At 71.8% G+C, this 20,098-nt stretch carries 19 protein-coding genes and 1 pseudogene; 6 read left to right on the top strand and 14 right to left on the bottom strand.

The window, feature by feature from the left end; genetic code table 11:
- Positions 1 to 49: 49 nt before the first annotated feature.
- The 5 genes from E4N63_RS14660 to gmd all read right to left on the bottom strand — a co-directional run bounded on the left by E4N63_RS14660 (position 50) and on the right by gmd (position 5,518).
- Positions 50 to 754 carry a bifunctional 2-polyprenyl-6-hydroxyphenol methylase/3-demethylubiquinol 3-O-methyltransferase UbiG gene (locus tag E4N63_RS14660; protein WP_185831076.1) on the bottom strand — a complete coding sequence of 235 codons (705 nt, stop codon included), beginning with the start codon at positions 752 to 754 and terminating at the stop codon, positions 50 to 52.
- 355 nt (positions 755 to 1,109) lie between these two features.
- Positions 1,110 to 1,655 (bottom strand): DapH/DapD/GlmU-related protein, encoded by a 546-nt coding sequence (locus E4N63_RS31125; protein WP_125621992.1) that lies wholly within the window; start codon positions 1,653 to 1,655, stop codon positions 1,110 to 1,112.
- Between the two features lie 300 nt (positions 1,656 to 1,955).
- Positions 1,956 to 3,452, bottom strand: a complete 1,497-nt coding sequence (locus E4N63_RS31120; RefSeq protein WP_230240878.1) for an O-antigen ligase family protein — start codon at positions 3,450 to 3,452, stop codon at positions 1,956 to 1,958.
- A gap of 91 nt (positions 3,453 to 3,543) precedes the next feature.
- Positions 3,544 to 4,473, bottom strand: coding sequence for a glycosyltransferase (locus tag E4N63_RS14645; protein WP_308188693.1), 930 nt, complete (start codon positions 4,471 to 4,473; stop codon positions 3,544 to 3,546).
- 4 nt (positions 4,474 to 4,477) lie between these two features.
- On the bottom strand, positions 4,478 to 5,518 hold the full coding sequence (gene gmd, locus E4N63_RS14640; protein ID WP_230240876.1) for a GDP-mannose 4,6-dehydratase: 1,041 nt from the start codon (positions 5,516 to 5,518) through the stop codon (positions 4,478 to 4,480).
- Positions 5,519 to 5,890: 372 nt separating this feature from the next.
- On the opposite strand from gmd, the gene E4N63_RS14635 reads away from it, so the two are divergent.
- Positions 5,891 to 6,916: a GDP-L-fucose synthase family protein gene (locus E4N63_RS14635; RefSeq protein ID WP_374112870.1), complete on the top strand. Its 1,026-nt coding sequence runs from the start codon at positions 5,891 to 5,893 to the stop codon at positions 6,914 to 6,916.
- Between the two features lie 115 nt (positions 6,917 to 7,031).
- On the opposite strand, the gene E4N63_RS14630 is transcribed toward E4N63_RS14635, so the two are convergent.
- The 5 genes from E4N63_RS14630 to E4N63_RS14610 form a co-directional block, all read right to left on the bottom strand.
- Positions 7,032 to 8,231: a serine hydrolase gene (locus tag E4N63_RS14630; RefSeq protein ID WP_230240874.1), complete on the bottom strand. Its 1,200-nt coding sequence runs from the start codon at positions 8,229 to 8,231 to the stop codon at positions 7,032 to 7,034.
- Complete coding sequence (locus E4N63_RS14625) at positions 8,228 to 9,202, bottom strand: glycoside hydrolase family 68 protein (RefSeq protein ID WP_230240873.1); 975 nt, start codon at positions 9,200 to 9,202, stop codon at positions 8,228 to 8,230. Before E4N63_RS14625 ends, E4N63_RS14630 begins: the two co-directional genes overlap by 4 nt.
- A 52-nt stretch (positions 9,203 to 9,254) precedes the next feature.
- Positions 9,255 to 10,079: a carbohydrate ABC transporter permease gene (locus E4N63_RS14620; RefSeq protein WP_125622004.1), complete on the bottom strand. Its 825-nt coding sequence runs from the start codon at positions 10,077 to 10,079 to the stop codon at positions 9,255 to 9,257.
- A complete protein-coding gene (locus tag E4N63_RS14615) occupies positions 10,076 to 11,002 on the bottom strand; it encodes a carbohydrate ABC transporter permease (protein ID WP_228429385.1) in 927 nt (308 codons plus the stop codon). Before E4N63_RS14615 ends, E4N63_RS14620 begins: the two co-directional genes overlap by 4 nt.
- A 79-nt stretch (positions 11,003 to 11,081) precedes the next feature.
- Positions 11,082 to 12,455, bottom strand: coding sequence for an ABC transporter substrate-binding protein (locus tag E4N63_RS14610; RefSeq protein ID WP_125622006.1), 1,374 nt, complete (start codon positions 12,453 to 12,455; stop codon positions 11,082 to 11,084).
- A 220-nt stretch (positions 12,456 to 12,675) separates the two neighbouring features.
- On the opposite strand from E4N63_RS14610, the gene E4N63_RS14605 reads away from it, so the two are divergent.
- Positions 12,676 to 13,716 (top strand): LacI family DNA-binding transcriptional regulator, encoded by a 1,041-nt coding sequence (locus E4N63_RS14605; RefSeq protein ID WP_230240872.1) that lies wholly within the window; start codon positions 12,676 to 12,678, stop codon positions 13,714 to 13,716.
- Positions 13,717 to 13,799: 83 nt separating this feature from the next.
- On the opposite strand, the pseudogene E4N63_RS14600 reads toward E4N63_RS14605, so the two are convergent.
- Together E4N63_RS14600 and E4N63_RS14595 are read right to left on the bottom strand one after the other, a co-directional pair.
- Positions 13,800 to 14,006: pseudogene (locus E4N63_RS14600) on the bottom strand (spermidine synthase); the annotation flags it as partial.
- 79 nt (positions 14,007 to 14,085) lie between these two features.
- Positions 14,086 to 15,540 carry a fused MFS/spermidine synthase gene (locus E4N63_RS14595; protein WP_230242485.1) on the bottom strand — a complete coding sequence of 485 codons (1,455 nt, stop codon included), beginning with the start codon at positions 15,538 to 15,540 and terminating at the stop codon, positions 14,086 to 14,088.
- A 294-nt stretch (positions 15,541 to 15,834) separates the two neighbouring features.
- On the opposite strand from E4N63_RS14595, the gene E4N63_RS14590 reads away from it, so the two are divergent.
- Entirely contained in the window at positions 15,835 to 16,329 is a 495-nt protein-coding gene (locus tag E4N63_RS14590) for a GNAT family N-acetyltransferase (protein WP_125622010.1), read from the top strand.
- Positions 16,330 to 16,422: 93 nt separating this feature from the next.
- On the opposite strand, the gene E4N63_RS14585 is transcribed toward E4N63_RS14590, so the two are convergent.
- Both E4N63_RS14585 and E4N63_RS14580 read right to left on the bottom strand, forming a co-directional pair.
- Positions 16,423 to 16,647: a DUF397 domain-containing protein gene (locus E4N63_RS14585; protein WP_230240871.1), complete on the bottom strand. Its 225-nt coding sequence runs from the start codon at positions 16,645 to 16,647 to the stop codon at positions 16,423 to 16,425.
- Positions 16,640 to 17,434 (bottom strand): helix-turn-helix transcriptional regulator, encoded by a 795-nt coding sequence (locus E4N63_RS14580; RefSeq protein WP_230240870.1) that lies wholly within the window; start codon positions 17,432 to 17,434, stop codon positions 16,640 to 16,642. The genes E4N63_RS14585 and E4N63_RS14580 overlap by 8 nt, the downstream gene beginning before the upstream one ends.
- 490 nt (positions 17,435 to 17,924) lie before the next feature.
- Between E4N63_RS14580 and E4N63_RS14575 the strand changes: the two genes are divergently transcribed.
- The 3 genes from E4N63_RS14575 (at position 17,925) to E4N63_RS14565 (ending at position 19,951) form a co-directional block, all read left to right on the top strand.
- Positions 17,925 to 18,254 (top strand): testis-expressed protein 44, encoded by a 330-nt coding sequence (locus E4N63_RS14575; RefSeq protein ID WP_230240869.1) that lies wholly within the window; start codon positions 17,925 to 17,927, stop codon positions 18,252 to 18,254.
- 117 nt (positions 18,255 to 18,371) lie between these two features.
- Positions 18,372 to 19,781, top strand: a complete 1,410-nt coding sequence (locus tag E4N63_RS14570) for an OFA family MFS transporter (protein WP_125622018.1) — start codon at positions 18,372 to 18,374, stop codon at positions 19,779 to 19,781.
- Positions 19,778 to 19,951 (top strand): hypothetical protein, encoded by a 174-nt coding sequence (locus tag E4N63_RS14565; protein ID WP_185831078.1) that lies wholly within the window; start codon positions 19,778 to 19,780, stop codon positions 19,949 to 19,951. The genes E4N63_RS14570 and E4N63_RS14565 overlap by 4 nt, the downstream gene beginning before the upstream one ends.
- The last annotated feature ends 147 nt before the right edge of the window (positions 19,952 to 20,098 follow it).

Here is a 20,098-nt window from a genome sequence, read left to right as displayed (position 1 = left end):
CTCATGCCGCACGAAGGGGAACGGCCGTACCGTGACCGGCTTCGGGAGGTCAGAGCGAGGGTGCCTTGCAGACGAGGACGAGGCCCTCGGAGAACGCCGGGCGCAGTCTGACGGCGGCGTGGGAGGCGGCCCGCAGAAAGCGCTCCCGGACACGCTTTCCCGACCCGAGAACGTGGTAGAAGAGCCACCGGCTCGGATGCAGTCCGCAGTCCGAGACCAGGCGGGCCAGGGAAGCGGGGGTGAACACGTACACGTGGTCCGGGTGAATGCTCTCCCACCCCCTCATGGTGTTGACCATTCCCTTGAACGCGAGGCCGTTGGGAGTCGAGAGGATCAACTCGGCCCCGTTGCCCGCCTCCCGCATCAGGTCCGCGATGCCCCGGAGGAACGAGGCGGCGTCCCGTACGTGCTCGATGACGTCGCCGGCCAGGACGATGTCGGGCTTGAACGCGGCGGCGACGGACCTGTCGGCCGGGTCGGAGACGTCCATCACGGTGTACTCCCCGCCCAGCCGGTTCCACAGGAGTTCGATGCCCTCGGCGTCGATGTCCGCCCCAAGCACCGCGGAGGCGGTCTTGAGCAGCCTGGCGTGGAGGATCGATCCGTCCTCCAGTCTCTCCTCGGTCAGCGGTGAGTCGGCACAGCCGATGTGCAGCACCCGGCGCCCGGCGCAGAGTTCGAGCAGGAGCGCGTCCCGCTCGGGCATGACCGGCCCCACGGGCAGACGATGGACGAAGAATCCGGGATGTGGCATGACGCCTCTCCTCAAACTTGCTGCACATTGCGCCGGGCGGATGGGATACGACGCCGGCACGCCCGAAAGGAAACGGATATCGGCATGCACGGATGCAGCCGCGCCGAATCCACAGGCTATCCCAGCGCTCTTTCGGCTCTGAACTGACACGCCCTCGTCATGACTCGGTCCGCAAACGCCACCCCGGGGAATTCTCCACAACGCGGAAATACCGGCCGGATCAACGGAGGAAGTCCGTGTCGTGAACGTCCGCCTGCTGCGGTGATCCGTGCACCGGGACATACGGACACCCGGAGCCCTGTTCCCGGGGCTGCACCAGCCCGTCCTCCAGCGGGCCGCCTTGGCGTTCGGGGTCTCAGAAGGCCCGAGTCCCGTGTGCGGGTCTCCCGCTCCCATCGTGCGAGGCCGGCGCCACGGGTCGCAGAACGCGGCACGGGACTCCCCCGGCCACCACACCGGGGGGGAGCGAGGACGTGACGACGGTGCCTGCGCCGACAACGGTCCCGGCACCGATCTCGACGCCCTTGAGGATGATGCTGCGCGCGCCCAGGAACACGTCGTCACCGATCACGACCGGGGCGGCTGCGGCCCGGGACTCGGGCTCGAATCGACGGGGAACCATGTCGACCGGATGGAAGTCCGTATCCGCGATGAGCACGTCGGCACCCATCAGAACGCGATTTCCGATCGTCACGGAAATCGATGCGCAAATCGTCGCTCCGCTCAGTCCGGCGTTCTCCCCGATCACCATGCGGGCGCCAGGTCGCAGAGTGCGCAGGATGACCGGACGGGCCACTCCGAGGGGAGTGTTCGGTGCCCGCGAGATCAGCGTGGTACCGGAGCCGATTTCGATACTGGACCCCTCGGCCAGACACACGATCGGACGGCCGATCGCCGTCACTTTCGGGGCCACTGTCACCCTCGAAACAGCAAGGGTGGCCCATCCCGCGATTCGCTGAGCGATGGTTCCCGCAGTGCGTGTCCACTCCACCGGTGTTCTCCTCGCTCCGCAGTCGACGACGCCGACACGTCCGTCTCGTCAATCCGTCCGTGAAGGTCAGATCTACCCTCCGCGGCTTTCCGGAGCGTGGAACAACACGATGCCCGGGGCGGCTCCGGCATTCTCGCCCCGTACGCGAAACCCCGGACGGGAACGGCCCGACGCAGGCCGCGTGACGCCGTTGCGTGCGGATCGCGGTGTTCACACGCCGGGTCGTCCGTGTCCGCCGGGCCACCGCGCCCCGGCAGGGGCGTGCGCGGCGCCCACCGCGTCGCCGCCCGGGACAGCCGACGGTCCGGGCACGCCGGTCGCGGGAGCGGGAAGGTGCCCCGGCGGAGGCACAGGCATGCCGGCGCCGACGGGGGACGGCCGGCGGGCTGCGTCCGCCTCCGAGGCGCGTGCCTGCCACAGGCACCATCCGAGGAGCACCGCCTGCTCCGGCGGCGCCGAGTAGGCGACGAAGAGCACCAACTGGCCGATGATCACCAGCCGCAGGGCCAGGTTCCCCTCCCCTCCGCGGCCGAGCCGACGCCACACCACCACGTACAGGGCGAGCAGCGCGACCAGTCCGACCAGGCCCAGGCGCAGCACGAGGTGCAGGTAGTAGTCGTGCGGGGAGACCGTGACGAGCCCTCCCTCGATGGAGCGCGCGTAACCGGATCCGAACGGGGATCCCAGGAACCACTGCATCGGTGTACGCGCCGCGTTCAGCAGTTCCTGCCAGCCGAGCACACGCCACACGAACGAACTGCGGGTGCCCTGGGTCTCGTTGAAGGAGTCCGCGAGCGACGCGCCGATCGAGCCGAACGCGCCGATGGAGTACAGCAGTGCCGCGAAGGAGAGCACCACTGCCCCAGCGATCGCGGAGGTCATGCGCTGACCGGCGCGGGCGGGACGCAGCGCCCACCAGCCGAGCGCCATGGCCGCGGCCCCCGCCCACACCGTGCGGTGCTGCAGCAGGGCCACGAGCACGAGGAGGAGGAAGGCCGCCGGCACCGCGAGCACACCCCGCCGTGCGGCCTTCCGCGTGCCGGGTTCCGACGAAGCGGGCCCTGAGCGGCCGCGCGCCGGGTGGCACAGGAGCAGCATCGCGCCCTGCGCGATCACCAGCGCCGCGCCGGCGGGCACGGGCCTCGGGTCTACCGTCACCCCGTCCACCGCCACGTGCGTGGTCAGCGAGTGCAGTCCTCGGCCCAGCCAGCCGGCCAGACTGAGCAGCACGTACGCCGCCGCGGAGGCCAGCCAGGCCCGGCGGACGATCCTGCTCAGCGGGGCGTTCAGGGGGAGGGTGGCCACGTACAGGGCGAAGGCGAGGAAGTGCCAGAAGTAGACCCGGGCGTCGTTGCCCGCGGCCTCGATACCGAAGGCGGCGACTCCCCGCAGGGTCGACCAGCCGGCCAGCGCGACCAACACCAGGACGGGCAGCAGTCCCGAACGGGCCCACAGGTCGCGACGCGGCAGACGGGCCGCGGCGACGCACAGGGCGCATGCGGTCAGGACGTCCGCCGGATACAGGCGGACGCCGAGGTCCAGACTGGCCGTCTGCCCGTCGACGGCGACGGACCACACGGGCACGGCCAGCAGCAGCCCGATCGCGATTCCGCAGTGCCGGGCGAAGACCCACAGCAGCAGCCCCACGAGCGGGGGCGCCGCGAGGAGCACCAGCAGGGCCTGCGGGTCAGCGGGTAGGAGTTGCACCGTGATCCGTTCTGGGATGGGGGAACGCGCTGGGGGTGAACCCGGCCGGGCGGTGCGGTCGGCCGTCCGGCCCGGCCGCGTGCCCGACCGGTCAGGGTTCGGCGCGGAGGGACGACTGCCGGTGCCGCGGTACGGCTCCCGGCAGGCGCACGCCGGCTCTCAGGACGGTCTTCACGTACGGGGAGCAGAAGACCAGCGGGGCCCAGGGGCCGAGATGACGGCGGCAGTACCGCCACCACGGCGCGGGCGGCTGCTCCCGCACCGAGGCCAGCCTCCGCAGCGCGGTGCGCGCGTCGAGCCCGGGTTCGGCCGAAGTCCCCCGCACCGCACCAGAGTTGTCGTCGCAGATGCCGACGTGGCCCGGTGCGAGCAGCAGCGGGATACCGGCGCTGCGGGCACGGAGCCCGTAGTCGTGGTCCCCCATGCGGTGCGGGAAGGCGGGGTCGAGGTCGCCCAGCACCCGCCGGGCGGGGGCGGTGACCAGGACCGCGTTGCCGTTGCAGGTGTCGCACGGCTTCGCGTGCCGGTCGTCCGGCTCGACCCGTTCCAGAACCGGGGGGCGGAGCCGGGGCCGGACGAGGCGGTAACCGCTGTAGGTGGTGCGGGTTCCGTCGCCGGAGCGCATGGCGCCGACGGCCACGGCCGGGCGGTCCAGGGGTGCCGCGGTGCGCAGCAGTGCGGCGAGGGCCCCCGGGGCGAGGACCACGTCGTCGTTGAGCCACAGCACATGGGCGGCGGGATCGGCGCGGGTGGCGGCGATCCCGGTGCCGGTGCCCCAGTGGACGTCCGTGCCGACCGTCAACACGTCGGTGCGGGGGAAGGCGGCGCGCACCTCGTCGGCCGTGCCGTCGGAGCTGCCGGCGTCGACGAGGTGGACCGTACAGCGGGTGCCTGCCGGGAGGCCGGTCTGGGCGTGCACCGAGGCGAGGGCCGCGAGCGTCCTGTCCCGGCGGTTGTGACAGGTCATCAGAACGGCTACGCCGGGCGGGGCGCCTCCGGGCGGGATGCGATCGGCGAGCACCGGGTCACCGCGCGGCCGGGGCGGGAACGGGGGTCGGCGCGGCCTGGTCTCCCGGCGTGAGGCCGTTCGGGAGGACGTCGAGCTCCGCGTCGACCATCAGGCGGGCCAGCTCGGGTGCGCGGACGGTCGCTCGCCATCCGAGTTGCGACTCCGCCTTGGAGGCGTCGCCGATCAGGTGGTCGACCTCGGTCGGGCGCAGATAGCGCTCGTCGAAGCGCACGTGGTCGCGCCAGTCGAGGCCGACGTGGGCGAAGCACTGCTCGACGAAGTCGCGCACGCTGTAGCTGACACCGGTCGCGACCACATAGTCGTCGGGTTCGTCCTGCTGGAGCATCCGCCACATCGCCTCGACGTACTCGGCCGCGTAGCCCCAGTCGCGCCGGGCGTCGAGATTGCCGAGGTAGACCACGTCCTCCAGGCCCGCTTTGATGCGCGCGGCGGCCGTCGCGACCTTGCGGGTGACGAAGGTGGGGCCGCGGCGCGGCGACTCGTGGTTGAAGAGGATGCCGTTGACCGCGTACATCCCGTAGGCCTCCCGGTAGTTGCGGGTGACCCAGTACGCGTACACCTTCGCCGCCCCGTAGGGCGAGCGGGGATGGAAGGCGGTCCCCTCGTTCTGGGGCGGTGGGGCGGCGCCGAACATCTCCGAGCTGGACGCCTGGTAGAAGCGGCAGGGGAGGCCGGTGGTCCGGATGGCCTCCAGCAACCGCGTCGTCCCCAGACCCGTGGAGTCCCCTGTGTATTCCGGTTCGTCGAACGACACGCGGACATGTGACTGGGCGGCCAGGTGGTACACCTCGTCCGGTTGCACCTGCTTCAGCAGACCCGCGATCCGGGTCCCGTCGGTGAGGTCCCCGTAGTGCAGAAAGAGACGGGCCTCCGGATCGTGCGGATCCCGGTAGAGGTGGTCGATGCGCTGCGTGGTGAAGGTTGAGGCGCGGCGGACGATTCCGTGCACCACGTATCCCTTCCGCAACAGCAACTCCGCGAGGTAGGAGCCGTCCTGGCCGGTGATGCCGGTGATGAGCGCGGTCTTGACTGTCATGGGGCCTTCTCTTGCTGGGCTGTCGGGGTGGGCAGACGGCGGCTCAGATCGCGAGCACCTCAGGACACCCGGCCAGGATACGGAAATCCTATTCTTTGTCCTTATTATTGTGGTGTGTCGCGTATGCCATGACGTGGCTCCGGTTCCATTCGGCGCACTCGGCGTAAGTTCCCCCGGGGCCCGCACCGGGGACGGCTCTCGTCCCGACCGGCAGGCCATGGCCCGGCGATGGCGCGGACGGCTCCGCGGCCCGTGCGCGCCTCACACGTCCGCCGGACCCGGACGGGGATGCTCTTCGCAGACGCGAGGCCCAGCCCTTCCGCCCTCGTCGAGAACTCGGCATCACGCCGGTGAAGGAGGACAGCGATGCCCATGGTCACCTGTACACATACCGGTGCCACCCGCCCGGTCGCCGCGGAGCAGAGCGCCCCGGGTGCGAGGTGGCGCCCCCTTGACCGCTCCGCACGGGTGTTCGTGGCCGGAGGGCGGGGGCTGGTCGGCTCGGCGGTGTGGAGGGAACTGCTCCGGGAAGGGTTCACCGATGTGGTCGGGCCCGGCTCCGCGGAGCTGGACCTGCGGGAGCGCGGGGCGGTCTTCGACTGGTTCGCGGAGACGCGCCCGGACGTGGTGGTCCTGGCCGCGGCGCGCGTGGGCGGCATCAAGGCGAACGCCACCCGGCCCGCCGAGTTCCTCTCCGAGAATCTGCGCATCCAGGTCAATGTGCTGGACGCGGCCCTGGAGCAGGGGGTCGAGCGGCTCCTCTTCCTGGGCTCCAGCTGCATCTACCCCAAGTTCGCCGACCAGCCCATCCGGGAGGAGGCGCTGCTGACGGGCCCTCTGGAGCCGACCAACGACGCCTACGCCATCGCCAAGATCGCCGGTGTCCTGCAGGTGCAGGCGGTCCGGCGGCAGCACGGTCTGCCGTGGATCTCCGCCATGCCGACCAATCTGTACGGGCCCGGGGACAACTTCCACCCCGAGCACTCCCATGTGCTGCCGTCACTCATCCGGCGCTTCCACGAGGCCCGGCAGACGGGGGCGCGGCGCGTGGTGAACTGGGGCTCCGGGACTCCCCGCCGGGAGTTCCTGCACGTCGACGACCTGGCCAGGGCGTGTCTGCACCTCCTGGAGCACTACGACGGGGACGAACCGGTCAACGTGGGAACCGGCACCGACCTGTCCATCCGGGAACTGGCACAGATGGTCGCCGAAGTGATCGGTTACCGGGGGCGCATCGAGTGGAACGCCGACCAGCCCGACGGCACCCCCCGCAAACTCCTCGACATCTCCCGCATCACCGCACTGGGCTGGGCCCCTCGGATCGGCCTGCGGGAGGGCGTGGGCGATGTGTACGCGTGGTACGCGGACCGCCTCGGGTCCGGTGACGTGCGGCAGTGAGCGGGCTCGGGGCTTCTTGACCGCGGGCACCCGCCCCGGCCGGAAACGGAGCTGCCTCTCCTGATCCCGGCTCACCGCAGGCCAGAGGGCTCCGTCGGCTGCCGGCCCGTGCCGGTCAGCCGCTCACGGTCTCGCGCAAGGCGTCCACCACCGCGGTGGCGCGGAGGTCCTCGTCCGCCTCCATCTGGTTGGTGAGGAACGCGAAGCCGATCTCCGCGCCGGGGTCCGCGAAGGCGACCTGGCCGCCTGCTCCGTCGTGGCCGAAGCTGCCGGGGGTGAGGTAGCGGCGGGCCGCGGAGTCGAGTTGGAAGCCCATGGCCCAGCGCGGCCACGGCCCCGGCACGCCGAACACGGGAGCGCCCTCGGTCTGGACCGCGAGCGCGCTCTCCAGGGTCGTGTCGTCCAGGAGACGGACGCCCTCCGTGGCGGTGACCGTGGCCGACCAGAGGGTGGCCAGCGCCCGCGCGGTCGCCACCCCGCCGGCGCCGGGGATCTCGGCGGCGCGGACGGCGGGGTCGTTGAAACCGCCGTCCGGGGTGACCAGTTCGGGTGGGAAGGCGCCGCCGAGCGTCATCGCCCGGCCGGGCCAGTCCGGATCGCCCGGCACGCGGGCAGCCGCCTGCCGGGCCACGTGCCCGACGAGGCCGGCCCCCGCGTGGAGGTGGGCCACCCGCTCGTCGAGGTGCCCGGGCAGGCCGACCCAGGCGTCGGCGCCGAGCGGTTCGGCCAGGAACCGGGCGAACGCCTCGCGCACCGGCAGGCCGGTGATCCGCCGGATGACCTCGCCGATCAGCCAGCCGTGGGTGAGAGCGTGGTAGGCGTACCCGGTGCCCGGCTCCCACAGCGGCTGCTGCTCGGCCAGGGCGCCGGTGACGGTGTGCCAGTCCAGGACGTCCGACGGCGAGAGCGCGCGGCGGGGCGCGGAGAGCCCGGAGCGGTGGGCGAGGATGTCCCGCACCCGTATGTCCCCCTTGCCGGCCTGCGCGAACTCCGGCCAGTAGGTGGCGACCGGCGCCCGGTAGTCGAGCCGGCCCTCCGCCACGAGCCGCGCGGCGAGGACGGACATCAGCCCCTTCGTGCAGGAGAAGATCACGCTCGCGGTGTCCCGTTCCCACGGGCGGCCGGTGCGGGGGTCCGCGAAGCCTCCCCAGAGGTCGACCACCAGTTCGCCGTGGTGGCGGACGGCCAGGGCCGCCCCCATGCGCGGGTTGCCGTCGAAGGCCCGCTCGAAGGCGCGTCGCACCGGCTCGTAGCCGGGGTCCGTCCGGCCGTGGACGGTGGGGATCGCCGGGTTGGCGGGGCTCGCGGGGGTCATCGGACCTCCTGCAGGCGTGCGACGGACAGATGCCCGTCGGGGGACCAGCCGAGCGGGAGGGGGTCGGATATCCGGCCGGTGAAATCGGTGTCCGGGCCGGTGTTCTCGAAGGCGAGCAGCACCCATCGCCCGTCGTGGGTGCGGACGGCGCGCCCGCTGTAGAGCTCCTCGCCGGTGAGGAGGGTCGCGTCCCCGGCGGGCACGGGGCCCGTCGGGTCGGTGACGGGGACGGCCCAGACGCCGCCGCGCTCCCCGCGGGTGCGGCGCTCGCCCACGACGTGCGCGGTGTCGCAGGAGAAGAGCACCGCGTGCCGGCCCTCGATGGTGACGAGCTGCGGGACCTCCAGATGGGCGAAGCCCGCGCCGGGGGAGCTGAGCGGCTCCCGGACGGACCAGGTCTCCAGGTCCGGGGAGGTGGCGTGGCCGATGACGCCCCGGTCGAGCGGGTCCCCGTGCGCGGCGCGGGCGGTGATCAGCATGTGCCAGCCGTCACCGGAGGGGTCGGGGAAGACCCACGGGTCGCGCCAGGTCTCCTCGCGCCAGGTCCCGTCCGCGTAGGTCTCGTAGTGGAGCGGGTCGGCGGAGACGACCGTCGCGGGCTCCTTGGTCCAGGTGCGGAGGTCGGCTGAGACGGCCACGCCGATGGTCTCGATGTTCGCCGCGGAACCGGACACCGGGAAGCGGGCGCCGGTGTAGAACATGCGCCAGCGGCCGTCCGGGCCCCGCACGACGGAGCCGGTCCAGGTGGCCGTCTCGTCGTGGTCCCCGGGGCCGCCCGGCCCGAGCACCGGGCCGAGATCGTCCCAGTGGCGCAGGTCCGTGGAGACCGCGTGGCCGATGGCGGCGTTGCGGTGGCGGAGGTGCTGGTCGCCGAGGGAGCGGGGCGCGTGCAGGTAGTAGAGGTGGTGGAGGCCGCCGGAGTCGGCGAGCCAGAAGTCCCAGACCCAGTGGTCGTCGAGGGCGAAGGTCACGTGTGCTCGTTTCGGTGGTTCGCGGGGGGCGGGGCCGCACGGGCCCCGGAAGTCAGCTCTTGACGGCGCCGGAGAGCAGCGCCTTGACGAACTGGCGCTGGAAGATCAGGAACACGATGATCACCGGTGTGATGACGATCAGCGCGCCCGCGTTGAGCAGCGGGATGCTCAGCGAGTACTGGCCCTGGAAGAAGGTCAGCGCTCCCGCCGCCGTCCGGTCGAGCGGGTTGTCGATCAGCACCACCGGCAGCAGGAACTGGTTCCACGTCCACAGGAAGTAGAGGATCGCCAGCGCGGACACCGCGGGCAGCGCCAGCGGCAGCTGGATCCGGCGGAACTCCTGCCACAGCCCCGCGCCGTCGACGCGGGCGGCCTCCGACAGCTCGCGGGGCACGTTGACGAAGTGCGCGCGCATCCAGAAGACGCCGAACGGCATGAACAGGCCGATCAGCGGCAGGATGACCGCCCACCGGGTGTTGAGCGTCCCCAGCGTCTGCGCCTGGTAGTAGAGCGGGATGATCAGGGACTCGAACGGGATGGCGAGCCCCAGCACCAGGAAGATCAGCACGGCGCCGCCGCCCCGGACGCGCAGCGAGCCCAGGGCGTAGCCGGCGAGCGTGGCGGCCAGCAGGGCGGCGGGGACGACCCCGGCCACGATCAGCAGGCTCGATCCCATGAGCTTGCCGACGTGCCCGGTCTCGAACGCGGCGGCGAAGTTGCCCCACTGCGGGTCGGTGGGCCAGGCGAGGCCGGTCGGGTTGACGTCCGCCGGCTGGAGCGCCGCCGAGACCATGTTGAGCAGCGGCAGCAGCGTGAGCACCAGGGCGAGGACGAGGAGGACGCGGCCGGTCAGGGTTTCGGTGCGGCTGGTGTTCATCGGTCACCCGCCCGGGCGAGTCGCTGGACCGGCAGCACACAGGCCACCACGAGGATCATGAGCACGATGCCGAAGGCCGAGGCGAGCCCCACGTCGCTCTGGGTGAACCCGATCCGGTAGATCGAGATGGCCGGGACGAGCGTGGAGCGTCCGGGGCCGCCCTGGGTCGAGGTGTAGATGATGTCGAAGCTGCTCAGCGCGGCGATCATGCTGAGCGTGACGAGAACGGCGATCTCCTGGCGCAGACCGGGCAGCGTGATGGCGAAGAACTCCCGCCACCAGCCGGCACCGTCGATCCGGGCGGCCTCGTAGAGCGAGCGGTCGATCTTCCCGATCCCGGTGAGCAGCAGCACCGTGCACAGACCGGTCAGTACCCATGAGCCGATCAGCCCCACCGCGGGCAGCGCGGTGCCGTAGTCCGACAGCCAGGGGCGGGCGAGCCACCCCAGGCCGGCCGCCCGGAGGATCTCGTTGACGGCGCCGGTCTGCGCGTACATCCAGGACCAGGCGATACCGGCCGCGGCCAGCGGGATGACCTGCGGCAGGAAGAGGATCGTCTGGGACGCCCGCGCGAAGCCGCCGGACCGCAGCGAGCGGATGAGGGTCGCCAGCACCAGCCCGGCTCCGACGGGGATGACCGTGAAGAAGACCAGCAGAACGAACGCGTTGCCGATGGCGCCGAGCAGTTCCGGGTCCGTGAACACGGTGGCGTAGTTGCCGAGCCCGACCCAGGTCGCCGTGCCGACGCCGTTCCAGTCGTAGAACGAGTACTGCACGCCCACGATCAGGGGCCAGACCACGAAGCCGACGTAGGCGCCGAGGGCGGGGAGGAGCAGCAGCCACCCGCGCGCCGCCCCGCGCCGGGGACCCTTGGGGGAGCGTGCCCGGCCGGAGCGGTGCAGGAGGGCCGGGGCGCCGGTCACTGCGGCCCTCCCCGTGCGGGGCGCCCCGCCCGCCCGGGCGCGGAGGCCGGGCGGGGGACGGGGCGCGCGATGCCCGTGCTCATCGCTTGCCGACCTCCTTCTCGTAGAACTTCTGCACGCGCCGGACGAACTCCTTGCCGCTGAGCTTGCTCGTCACCAGGAGCTGGGACTCCGGAATGATCGAGCCGGAGTAGATGCCGGCCGTGGTGTTCGCCATGAAGTCCACCTGTCCGCCCTCCTCGGCGAGCTGGGCGGACATCTCCAGCGCCGCCTCGGCGAGCGAGCCGGCCTCCGCCTTCGGCTGGGGCAGGTCCGGGTCGCCGCCGGCCGAGGCCCCCGAGACGTCGAGGACGATCTGGCGGGCCTTCTCGTCGCTGTGGACCCAGTTGAGGAAGTGGACGATCTCGTTCTTGTGCGGGGACTTCGCGGCCACGGAGAAGGAGTTGGCGGCGCCCATGGCCACGTGCTTGCCGCCCTTCTTCTCCGGCGGCACCAGGAAGAAGGTCACGTCGTCCCCGAGCGCCTTCTGGTAGTTGGCGGCCTCCCAGTTGCCGTTGAAGGTGAAGAGGCCCTTGCCCTCGGAGAAGCGGCTGACGAAGGCGAAGTAGTCGAGGGAGTTGATGTCCTTCGGGAAGTACCCGGCGTCCGCCCACTTGCGGACCAGCTCCGCGCCCTTCCGGTTGCCCGGGGTGTCGTAGCGCGCGCCGGGCTCGTTGTACATCCAGGAGAGGAACTCGTCCTTGTCGGCGTACTGGTTCATCGCCGCCTGGACGACGAAGTTCACCACGCCGTCCTTGTCGCCGGCGACGATGGGGAGCACGCCCTCCGCCTTCGCGGTCGCCAGGTCCTCCTCCAGTTCGGCGAGGGTCCCGGGCGGGCCGTCGATGCCGAGTTCCCCGGCGAGCTTCGTGTTCATGTAGATGCCGGTGACGCTGTAGCCGAGGCCGAGCTGGTAGAGCGGGCCGGAGCCGCGGACCCCGTCCTCGTTCATCCGGAGCGGTTCGAGCTGGGCCTCGGGCCAGGAGTCCCAGCCGTACGCCTTGTGGTACGGGTCCAGATCGGCGAGCAGGCCGTCCTTGACCGTCTCGCCCATGGTGGGCAGCCGGATCAGGTCCGGCGGGTTGTCGCTGGCCAGCAGCCGGGGGGCGTTGGCCGTGAGGTTCTGGAACGTGTCCCGGTTGATGTCGAAGGTGATGTTCGGGTGCTGCCGGGTGTACTCCTCGGTCAGCTTGTCCGTGAGCGGGAACCCGGTCTCGTCGGCAATGGTGAGCTCGACCTTCTCCTTGGTCAGCTCGGTGCTGACGTCGGTGGCGTCGGGCGTGTCCGGCGAGCCGCCGTTCCCGCCCGGCGCGCAGGCCGCGAGGACCAGCCCCGTGGTGACGGCCGCTGCTATCGCGGCCGGGGCGCGCCGCCCGCTGCGTCGGCGTGGGCGCCGTTCGTCCCTGTCTGCCATCTCGGCTCCTTCCGGGAGCGTCCGCGGACCGGCCGGCCGTTGCGGGGCGGGAGACGGTCGCCCCGCGGCGTCCACCACGGGAACCGTTCGCTCCAGTTTGCGTCGCTCCACTGCTAAAAGGTTTTAGCTTGCGTGTTAGGCTCACGGTGCCAACGGCGTCGTGTCAAGGGGCGTGACGCATTCGTCCTCAACGGCCGCAGCGGGGACGGGAGGGAGCGCGATGCCGCGGAAACGGGTCACCCTCGTCGACGTGGCGCGCCGGGCGGGGCTGTCCACCACCGCCGCCTCGATGATCCTCAACGGCCGGCCCGACACCCGGCTCTCCAAGGACGCCCACGAGCGGGTCCACGCGGCGGCGGCCGAGCTGGGCTACCGCCCCAATGTCGCGGCCCGGGGTCTGCGCACCGACAAGACGCTCACCATCGGCTTCGTCTCCGACGTGGTCGCCACCACGCGCTTCGCCGGCGGACTCATCCAGGGCGCGCTGGACGCCGCGCAGCAGGCCGGGCACGTGGTGCTGGTGACGGAGACCGGCGGGGACACCCGGCGCGAGACGGAGGCGATAGCGGCACTCCTCGACCGGCAGGTCGACGGGATCATCTTCGCCACCGTGCGCGCACGCGAGCTGTTCGTGCCGGAACTGCCCGAGGGCACCGACGCCGTCATGCTCAACGCCACCAACGCCCGCCACCCGACGGCGGTGCTCCCCGACGAGGCGGCGGGGGGCCGCGCCGCCGTCCGGCTCCTGGTCGAGGCCGGGCACGCGGAGGGCATCGCGCTGATCGGCCAGAGCGACGAGGCCGAGCGGGGCGTGTTCCGGTCCAGCACCGTCGCCCGGCGGGTCGCGGGCATCCGGGGCGCCATGGCCGAGCACGGCCTGGAGTTCGTGGCCGAGGAGTCCATCTGGGACTGGGAGCCGCACCACGGCTACGAGACGACCCTGGCGCTGCTCCGCCGGCGCCCGGACGTCCGGGCGCTGCTCTGCCTCAACGACCGCCTCGCCTTCGGTGCGTACCAGGCCCTCGCCGAGCTGGGGCTGAACGTCCCCGCGGACGTCTCCGTCGTCTCCTTCGACAACGACGAGATCGCCGCCTACCTCCGCCCGGGGCTCACCACCGTCGCCCTGCCGCACGAGGCCATGGGCCGCCGCGCGGTCGAACTCCTGCTGGGCAGGGCAGAACCGGCCGAGGTGCTGCTGCCGATGCCCGTGGTCGCCCGCGAGTCGGTGGCACCGCCCCGGGAGCGTGAGCGGCACAGCTGATCAGGGCAGCACGGCGACCGGCCCACCGCGAACCGTTTCTCCGGTCGTCGTCGCGGCATCGCCGGGCCCGGCCGCGCGCCGTGTCAGCGGCCCGTCTGCGATCCGGAGGGCTGGAGGAGCTGGTCAACGGGGGCGTGGTCGTCGGTGAGCGGCCGGGCGCCGCCGGTCCAGGAGGCGAGGTCGTCGCCGGTGGCGATCTTCCAGCCGGTGCGCCGGGCGTCCAGCGCCTCCTGGGCCGCTCGCAGGTCGAGCGGTCGGTCGGAGGCGATCGCCACCATGTTGCCGCCCTCGGAGGCGGAGGCCGGGCCGAGGCCGATGTCGGCGGGGTCGCCGTCGTCGCGGCATCGCCGGGCCCGGCCGCGCGCCGTGTCAGCGGCCCGTCTGCGATCCGGAGGGCTGGAGGAGCTGGTCAACGGGGGCGTGGTCGTCGGTGAGCGGCCGGGCGCCGCCGGTCCAGGAGGCGAGGTCGTCGCCGGTGGCGATCTTCCAGCCGGTGCGCCGGGCGTCCAGCGCCTCCTGGGCCGCTCGCAGGTCGAGCGGTCGGTCGGAGGCGATCGCCACCATGTTGCCGCCCTCGGAGGCGGAGGCCGGGCCGAGGCCGATGTCGGCGGGGTCGCCGACGAGAGCGACGTGCTCGAAGACTGCGCCGAGGGTGGCCACTTCGGCCCGTGCGAAGGCCAGCTCACCGTGGTCGATGAGGTTGGCGACGTACAGGCCGTCCTCGGTGAGAACCCGCCGTATACCGGACATCGCTTCCACCGTGGTGAGGTGCCACGGCACGCTCACGCCCCCGAAGGCGTCACCGACGACGAGGTCACGGCTGCCGGCGTCCAGCCGCCGCAGGCCGAGCCTGCCGTCCTCGGCGCGTACCTCGATACCGGCTTCCGGCTCCAGACCGAGCCGGTCGCGGTTGATCCGCACGATGTCCCCGTCGATCTCGGAGACGAGGCTGCGGGTCCCGGGCCGCGTGGCCGCGAGGTAGCGGGGAAAAGTGAGCCCGCCGCCGCCCAGGTGGTGGGCGGCGAGTGGTTCGCCTTCGGGAAAGGCGGCATCGACCACCGAGGCCACGGCGCGCACGTAGGTGAACTTCAGGAAGGTCGGGTCGTCGGTGTCGACGTAGGAGTGCCGCAAGCCGTCCAGAACGAGTGTGCGGCCGCTGTCCCGCTGGGGGTCCGTGACGATCCGCGCGCAGTGGTACTTGGTCTCGGCGTCGCAGCCACCGGGCGCGACCGCGGTGGCCAGGCCGCCGGCAACGACCACGAGCGTCAGGGCGGGGGCGCCGCTCCACCCGCGCGTCCGCCACTCCGCCAGCGCCGAGCCGACGACCAGCAGTGTCCCCAGGCCGAGCAGTATGCCGCTGACCGGCAGCCGCGATACGAGGACGAAGCCGGTCAGGACGGTGCCGACGATGGCGCCGACGGTGCCGACGCCGGACAGCCGGCCGACCACCGTCCCGGTCTCGGCGAGACTGGTGAGACGCAGCTTGGTCACGATCGGCGTCACCGCGGAGAGCAGCGCGCCCGGCACGAGGATGGTCAGCGACGCGATCAGCAGGAGCAGCGCGGGCGCCCACTCCGCCGTGGTGCGCAGCACGGCGGGGGTGAGCGCCACGACCGCACCGGACACCCCGAGCGCCGGGCCGATGAGCCGGCGGGGATCGACCTGGTCGGCGATGCGCCCGCCCAGCCAGGAGCCGAGGGCGATGGCGGTGAGGGCGATGCCGATCACCAGAGTGCTGGTTTCGAGAGTGAGGCCGAGGTAGGGGGCCAGCAGCCGCAGGGCGACGATCTCCACCACCAGGACTGCGGCCGAGGATCCGAACACCAGCACGGCAGCGGCACGGGGCCCCAAACCGCGGGTACGAGACGGGACTTCGGCGGCGGACGGGGGAGACGATCCGGTCACGCGTTACATCCTCGCACGCGATGCGCCGGGCGGGTGCGGTCATTCCCGGAGCAGCCGACTGCTTGCGACGGCGCGCCACCGCCGCTGACGGCCTGCCCCCGCATCGTGCCGGATCTCCCGGGAACTCCGCCGCCGATCGCTCGTGCGCAACGCTGCTGCGCCATGCGGAATATTGCATTGCGGCCGACCTTCGTTCCGGGACAGCCTTTCCGGATGATTGAGTTGCGCGTTCTCACAGCGGACGACTGGTCCGCGTGGCGTGCGTTGAGGCTGGCCGCGCTGGCCGAGGACCCGGATGCCTTCGGGGCCATGCTCGCGGACTGGCAGGGGGAGGGCGACCGGGAGCAGCGCTGGCGCGCCCGGCTGAGCATCGCCGGCTCGCGCAATCTCCTGGCTGTGCTCGACGGGAAACCGGCCGGGATGGTCAGCGGTGTTCCCGGCCCACGGCTCGGCGTGGTCGAGTTGATCTCCCTGTGGGTGAGCAAGGAGGCGCGGGGACGCGGTGTGGGGGACCACCTGGTCCGGGCGGTCGTGCAGTGGGCCGTGGAGGAGCGGGCAGAGACCCTGCGGCTCGCGGTCATGCCCGGCAACGAGCACGCGACCGCCCTGTACGGCCGTCACGGCTTCGTGGACGCCGGACCACTCGGTGACGTGTTGCCCGGCGGGCGGAGAGAACACGTCATGACGAAGCGGCTCCCGGCCGGCTGACCCCCGGGCAGCCCGCACCGGTGTGGGGGGCTGGGACTGCTGGGTGGCAAGTCAGGGGTGGCTCTGAGAGCCGCAACGGCAAGCCGGGCGGTATCAGACGGAAAGGGCTCCGGTCTTCACGGCGGTGACGAAGGACGACCAGTTGGGGGACGGGAAGACAAGGGCCGGGCCGTGGGGGTTCTTGGAGTCGCGGACGGGGACGCCCGCGGGGTGGTCGTCCAGTACTTCGAGGCAACTGCCGCCTTCGTTGTTGCTGTGTGACGACTTGCGCCAGCAGCCGCTCAGGGCGGCAGCCTCATGGGGTATGTGCTCAGTCATGGTGCCCGAACTCCTTAGCGATGGCCCTCATCAGAGTCAGCGACTCCCGTTGCGGGAGCGCCTCGCCCATCGCGAGAGCGTAGGCGTTGCGGAGGCGGTCGACCACGGAAGGCGAGTCGTGCAGTCTCCCCACTGACACGGCCTCGCTGTAGGCGACCGGGGGCTGGTCCTCGAAATCCATGAGCGACAGCATGCCCAGGAGGAGCGGATGGGCGCCCAAGTCCAGGGGCAGGGTGTGGATGCGCACTCTTCCGCTCTCGGCGAGCCGGGCCATGTGCGTGATCTGGTCCGCCATGACGGCCGGGCCGCCGATCGGGCGGCGTAGTACCGCCTCGTCCAGCAGAGCCCACACCGCCGGCTTCACCGGGTCGGTGAGGACCTTGGCTCGTTCGAGACGTGTGACGACGTGCCGGTCACACTCCTCATCGCTCCATGGCGGAAAGCCAGAGGCGAGAACCGCACGGGCGTACGCCTCCGTCTGGAGGATGCCCGGGATGTAGGAGAGGGCGAACTCCCGGATGATCGTCGCCTGTTGTTCGAGGAGGCGGGCGGGTTCGAAGTAGTCCGCTACCGCCATCTCCGTCTGCGGAAGGAAGTTGCTCAGCACATTCCCCGTGTTCAGGGCCTTGTCCAGGCGGCGGGCGTCGTCCTTGGACGGGATGCGGCGGCCCGCCTCGATGTGGGAGATGTGCGAGCGCGTCATGATCGCCGCGTCCGCCAGCTCCTGCTGCGTCATGCCCGCCGCCTCGCGCTGTGCCCGGAGCCAGTCCCCGTACGCGTTGCCCATCGCCGCCCCCCTTGTGCGACAAAACCCCCGTCACCTGCTGGTCTCTAGCGAGCCTAGCCCGTGTGGTCTCACAGTGTGAGGAGATCGCTACAGAGCGACAGATGAGACCTCAGGTGTGCAGGAGTTGAACATGTTGGATCGCATGGCCCGCGTCCTCGAACCGTTGTGGCGGTTCCTGTGGTGGGGGTTGGCGGGGTGTGGGCGCGGGCGCCGGACCGGGGCGGCATCGGGCCTCCGGAGCGTCCGGGGTGTCCGGGGCGCGTCTCGGTCCGTCCGCCCCGCCGCCCGTGATCCCGTTGCCGCACGGTGCCATGGTGCGGCGGTCGGCGGCCCCCGGTTCCGGGTGCCCGGCCGCCTGCGTCTGTGCGGCTGCGCCGCCGCGGGGCACGGCGCCGCGGCGGCGGGTGCTGTGGGTGGTCGAGGACGGGTTCGGGCTGAGGGCGTGGCCGGGATATGGGCCGCGTCCCCTCCGTGCCGAAGAGGTGGCCCGGTGAGTGAAGAGGCCGGGGCGGCGCGGCTGCTGCCGTGGTCGAACGACGGCAAGCCGTGCTATCTGCTCGGCGGCGGCAGCGGGCATGTCTCGCGGCTCGCCGACGACATGGAGCGCGTGCAGCTCGGTATGGCCGGTGCACTGCTCGGGCACGCCGCCGACCTGCTCGGTGACCCGCGGGCCACCCTGCCGCAACTGCGCTTCCTCGCCGCCCGGTTGGCCGATTCCCTGCGCGATGTCCACCGGATCGCGGGGAGCCGCGGCGCCCGGCTCCCCGTACGGGAGGGCGACGCTGCGGGGCCCAACGGGCGGTCCGAAAAGGACGGTTGAGGCGGACACCGTGTGCGGAGCCTTCACGGGAATGGGTGAAAGCTGTACGGTCGCCGGTCAGTCCCTGTTTCCTCATCGTGGACGAACTTTTCCGCAAGCCGCGTGGAGGAGAACCGTATGGCCCCACTTCTCGTCCCTGGTGTGCTGCAACGCTCCCGCTGCGTCGCCCCGCCGGGCTGGAGCCGCTGGCTCGTGCCGCCCGCCGCGCTCTCCATCCACCTCGCCATCGGGCAGGCCTACGCGTGGAGCGTCTTCAAACCCCCGCTGGAGGAATCGCTCGGCCTCTCCGGGACCGCCTCCGCACTCCCGTTCCAGCTCGCCATGGTGATGCTCGGGCTCTCCGCCGCGTTCGGCGGCAAGCTGGTCGAACGGAACGGGCCGCGCTGGGCCATGGCCGTCTCCGCCCTCTGCTTCTCCTCCGGGTTCCTGATCTCGGCGCTGGGCGCCGGGACCGAGCAGTACTGGCTGGTCGTCGTCGGCTACGGGTTCGTCGGTGGCATCGGGCTCGGTATCGGCTACATCTCCCCGGTGTCGACGCTGCTGAAGTGGTTCCCCGACCGCCCGGGCATGGCGACCGGTATCGCCATCATGGGCTTCGGCGGCGGGGCGCTCATCGCCTCGCCCTGGTCGGCGCAGATGCTCTCCGCCTTCGAGCCCGGGTCCGCGGGGATCGCACGGACGTTCCTCGTCATGGGCCTGGTCTACGCGGTCTTCATGACGCTGGGCGTGCTGCTGGTCCGGGTGCCCGCCGACGACTGGCGGCCGCCCGGGTGGGTGCCGTCCGCCGCCGTCGCCAAGCCTCTCGTCACCACCGGTCACGTCTCGGCGGACAACGCCCTGCGGACCCCGCAGTTCTGGCTGCTGTGGGTGGTCCTGTGCACGAACGTCACGGCGGGCATCGGGATCCTGGAGAAGGCGGCCCCGATGATCACGGACTTCTTCTCCGGCACCTCCGCCCCCGTCGGCGTGACGGCCGCCGCGGGCTTCGTCGGCCTGCTGTCCCTGGCGAACATGCTGGGCCGCTTCACCTGGTCCTCCACCTCCGACCTGGTGGGGCGGAAGAACATCTACCGTCTCTATCTGGGTGTGGGGATGCTGATGTATCTGGCCATCGCCCTGCTCGGCGACTCCTCCAAGGCCCTGTTCATCATCTGCACGGCGGTGATCGTGTCCTTCTACGGGGGCGGTTTCGCGACCGTTCCCGCGTATCTGAAGGATCTGTTCGGGACATTCCAGGTGGGCGCCATCCATGGCCGGCTGCTCACCGCCTGGTCCACGGCCGGCATCCTCGGCCCGCTGATCGTCAACGCCGTCGCGGACGCCGGGGAGTCCGCCGGGCGCACCGGGCCCGGCCTCTACACCTTCTCCTTCTATCTCATGATCGGCCTGCTGGTGGTCGGCTTCCTCGCCAACGAGCTGGTCCGGCCGGTCCATGAACGCCACCACGAACCGGACCCGTCCGGACCGGCCCGCTCCGGGCCGGAGGCGCAGTTCCCGACCGCCCGGCCCGAGGAGGCGGCTCAGTGACGGACCCCGGCTCCACCGCACCCGCCCCGTCGAACACGCCGCCGGACACGCGGCCCGAAGCCGGTGGGCGGCGGCCGCTGATGGCCCTCGCCTGGCTCTGGGTCGGGGCGCCCTTCGCCTACGGCGTCTACGAACTTCTGCTGAAGATGCGGCAGTTGTTCACCGGCTGATCGCCCCCTCCTGCCCCGCCCGCCCCGCACCCGCCGGGCCTCCGTTCGCCGTCCTCCCCCGGCGCGGAGGCCCGGCGGCTCTCTTCCGCCGCCGCGCGTGTCCACCCGCAGGGGCGCCGCACGCCTCCGCCGTGTGCTCCTGCCCGT

It is taken from the genome of Streptomyces sp. MNU89 (genome assembly GCF_020982505.1).
Lineage (GTDB): Bacteria > Actinomycetota > Actinomycetes > Streptomycetales > Streptomycetaceae > Streptomyces > Streptomyces xinghaiensis.
The sequence above is the reverse complement of the archived record's forward strand: the minus strand, read 5'-3'. Positions and strand labels throughout refer to the sequence as shown.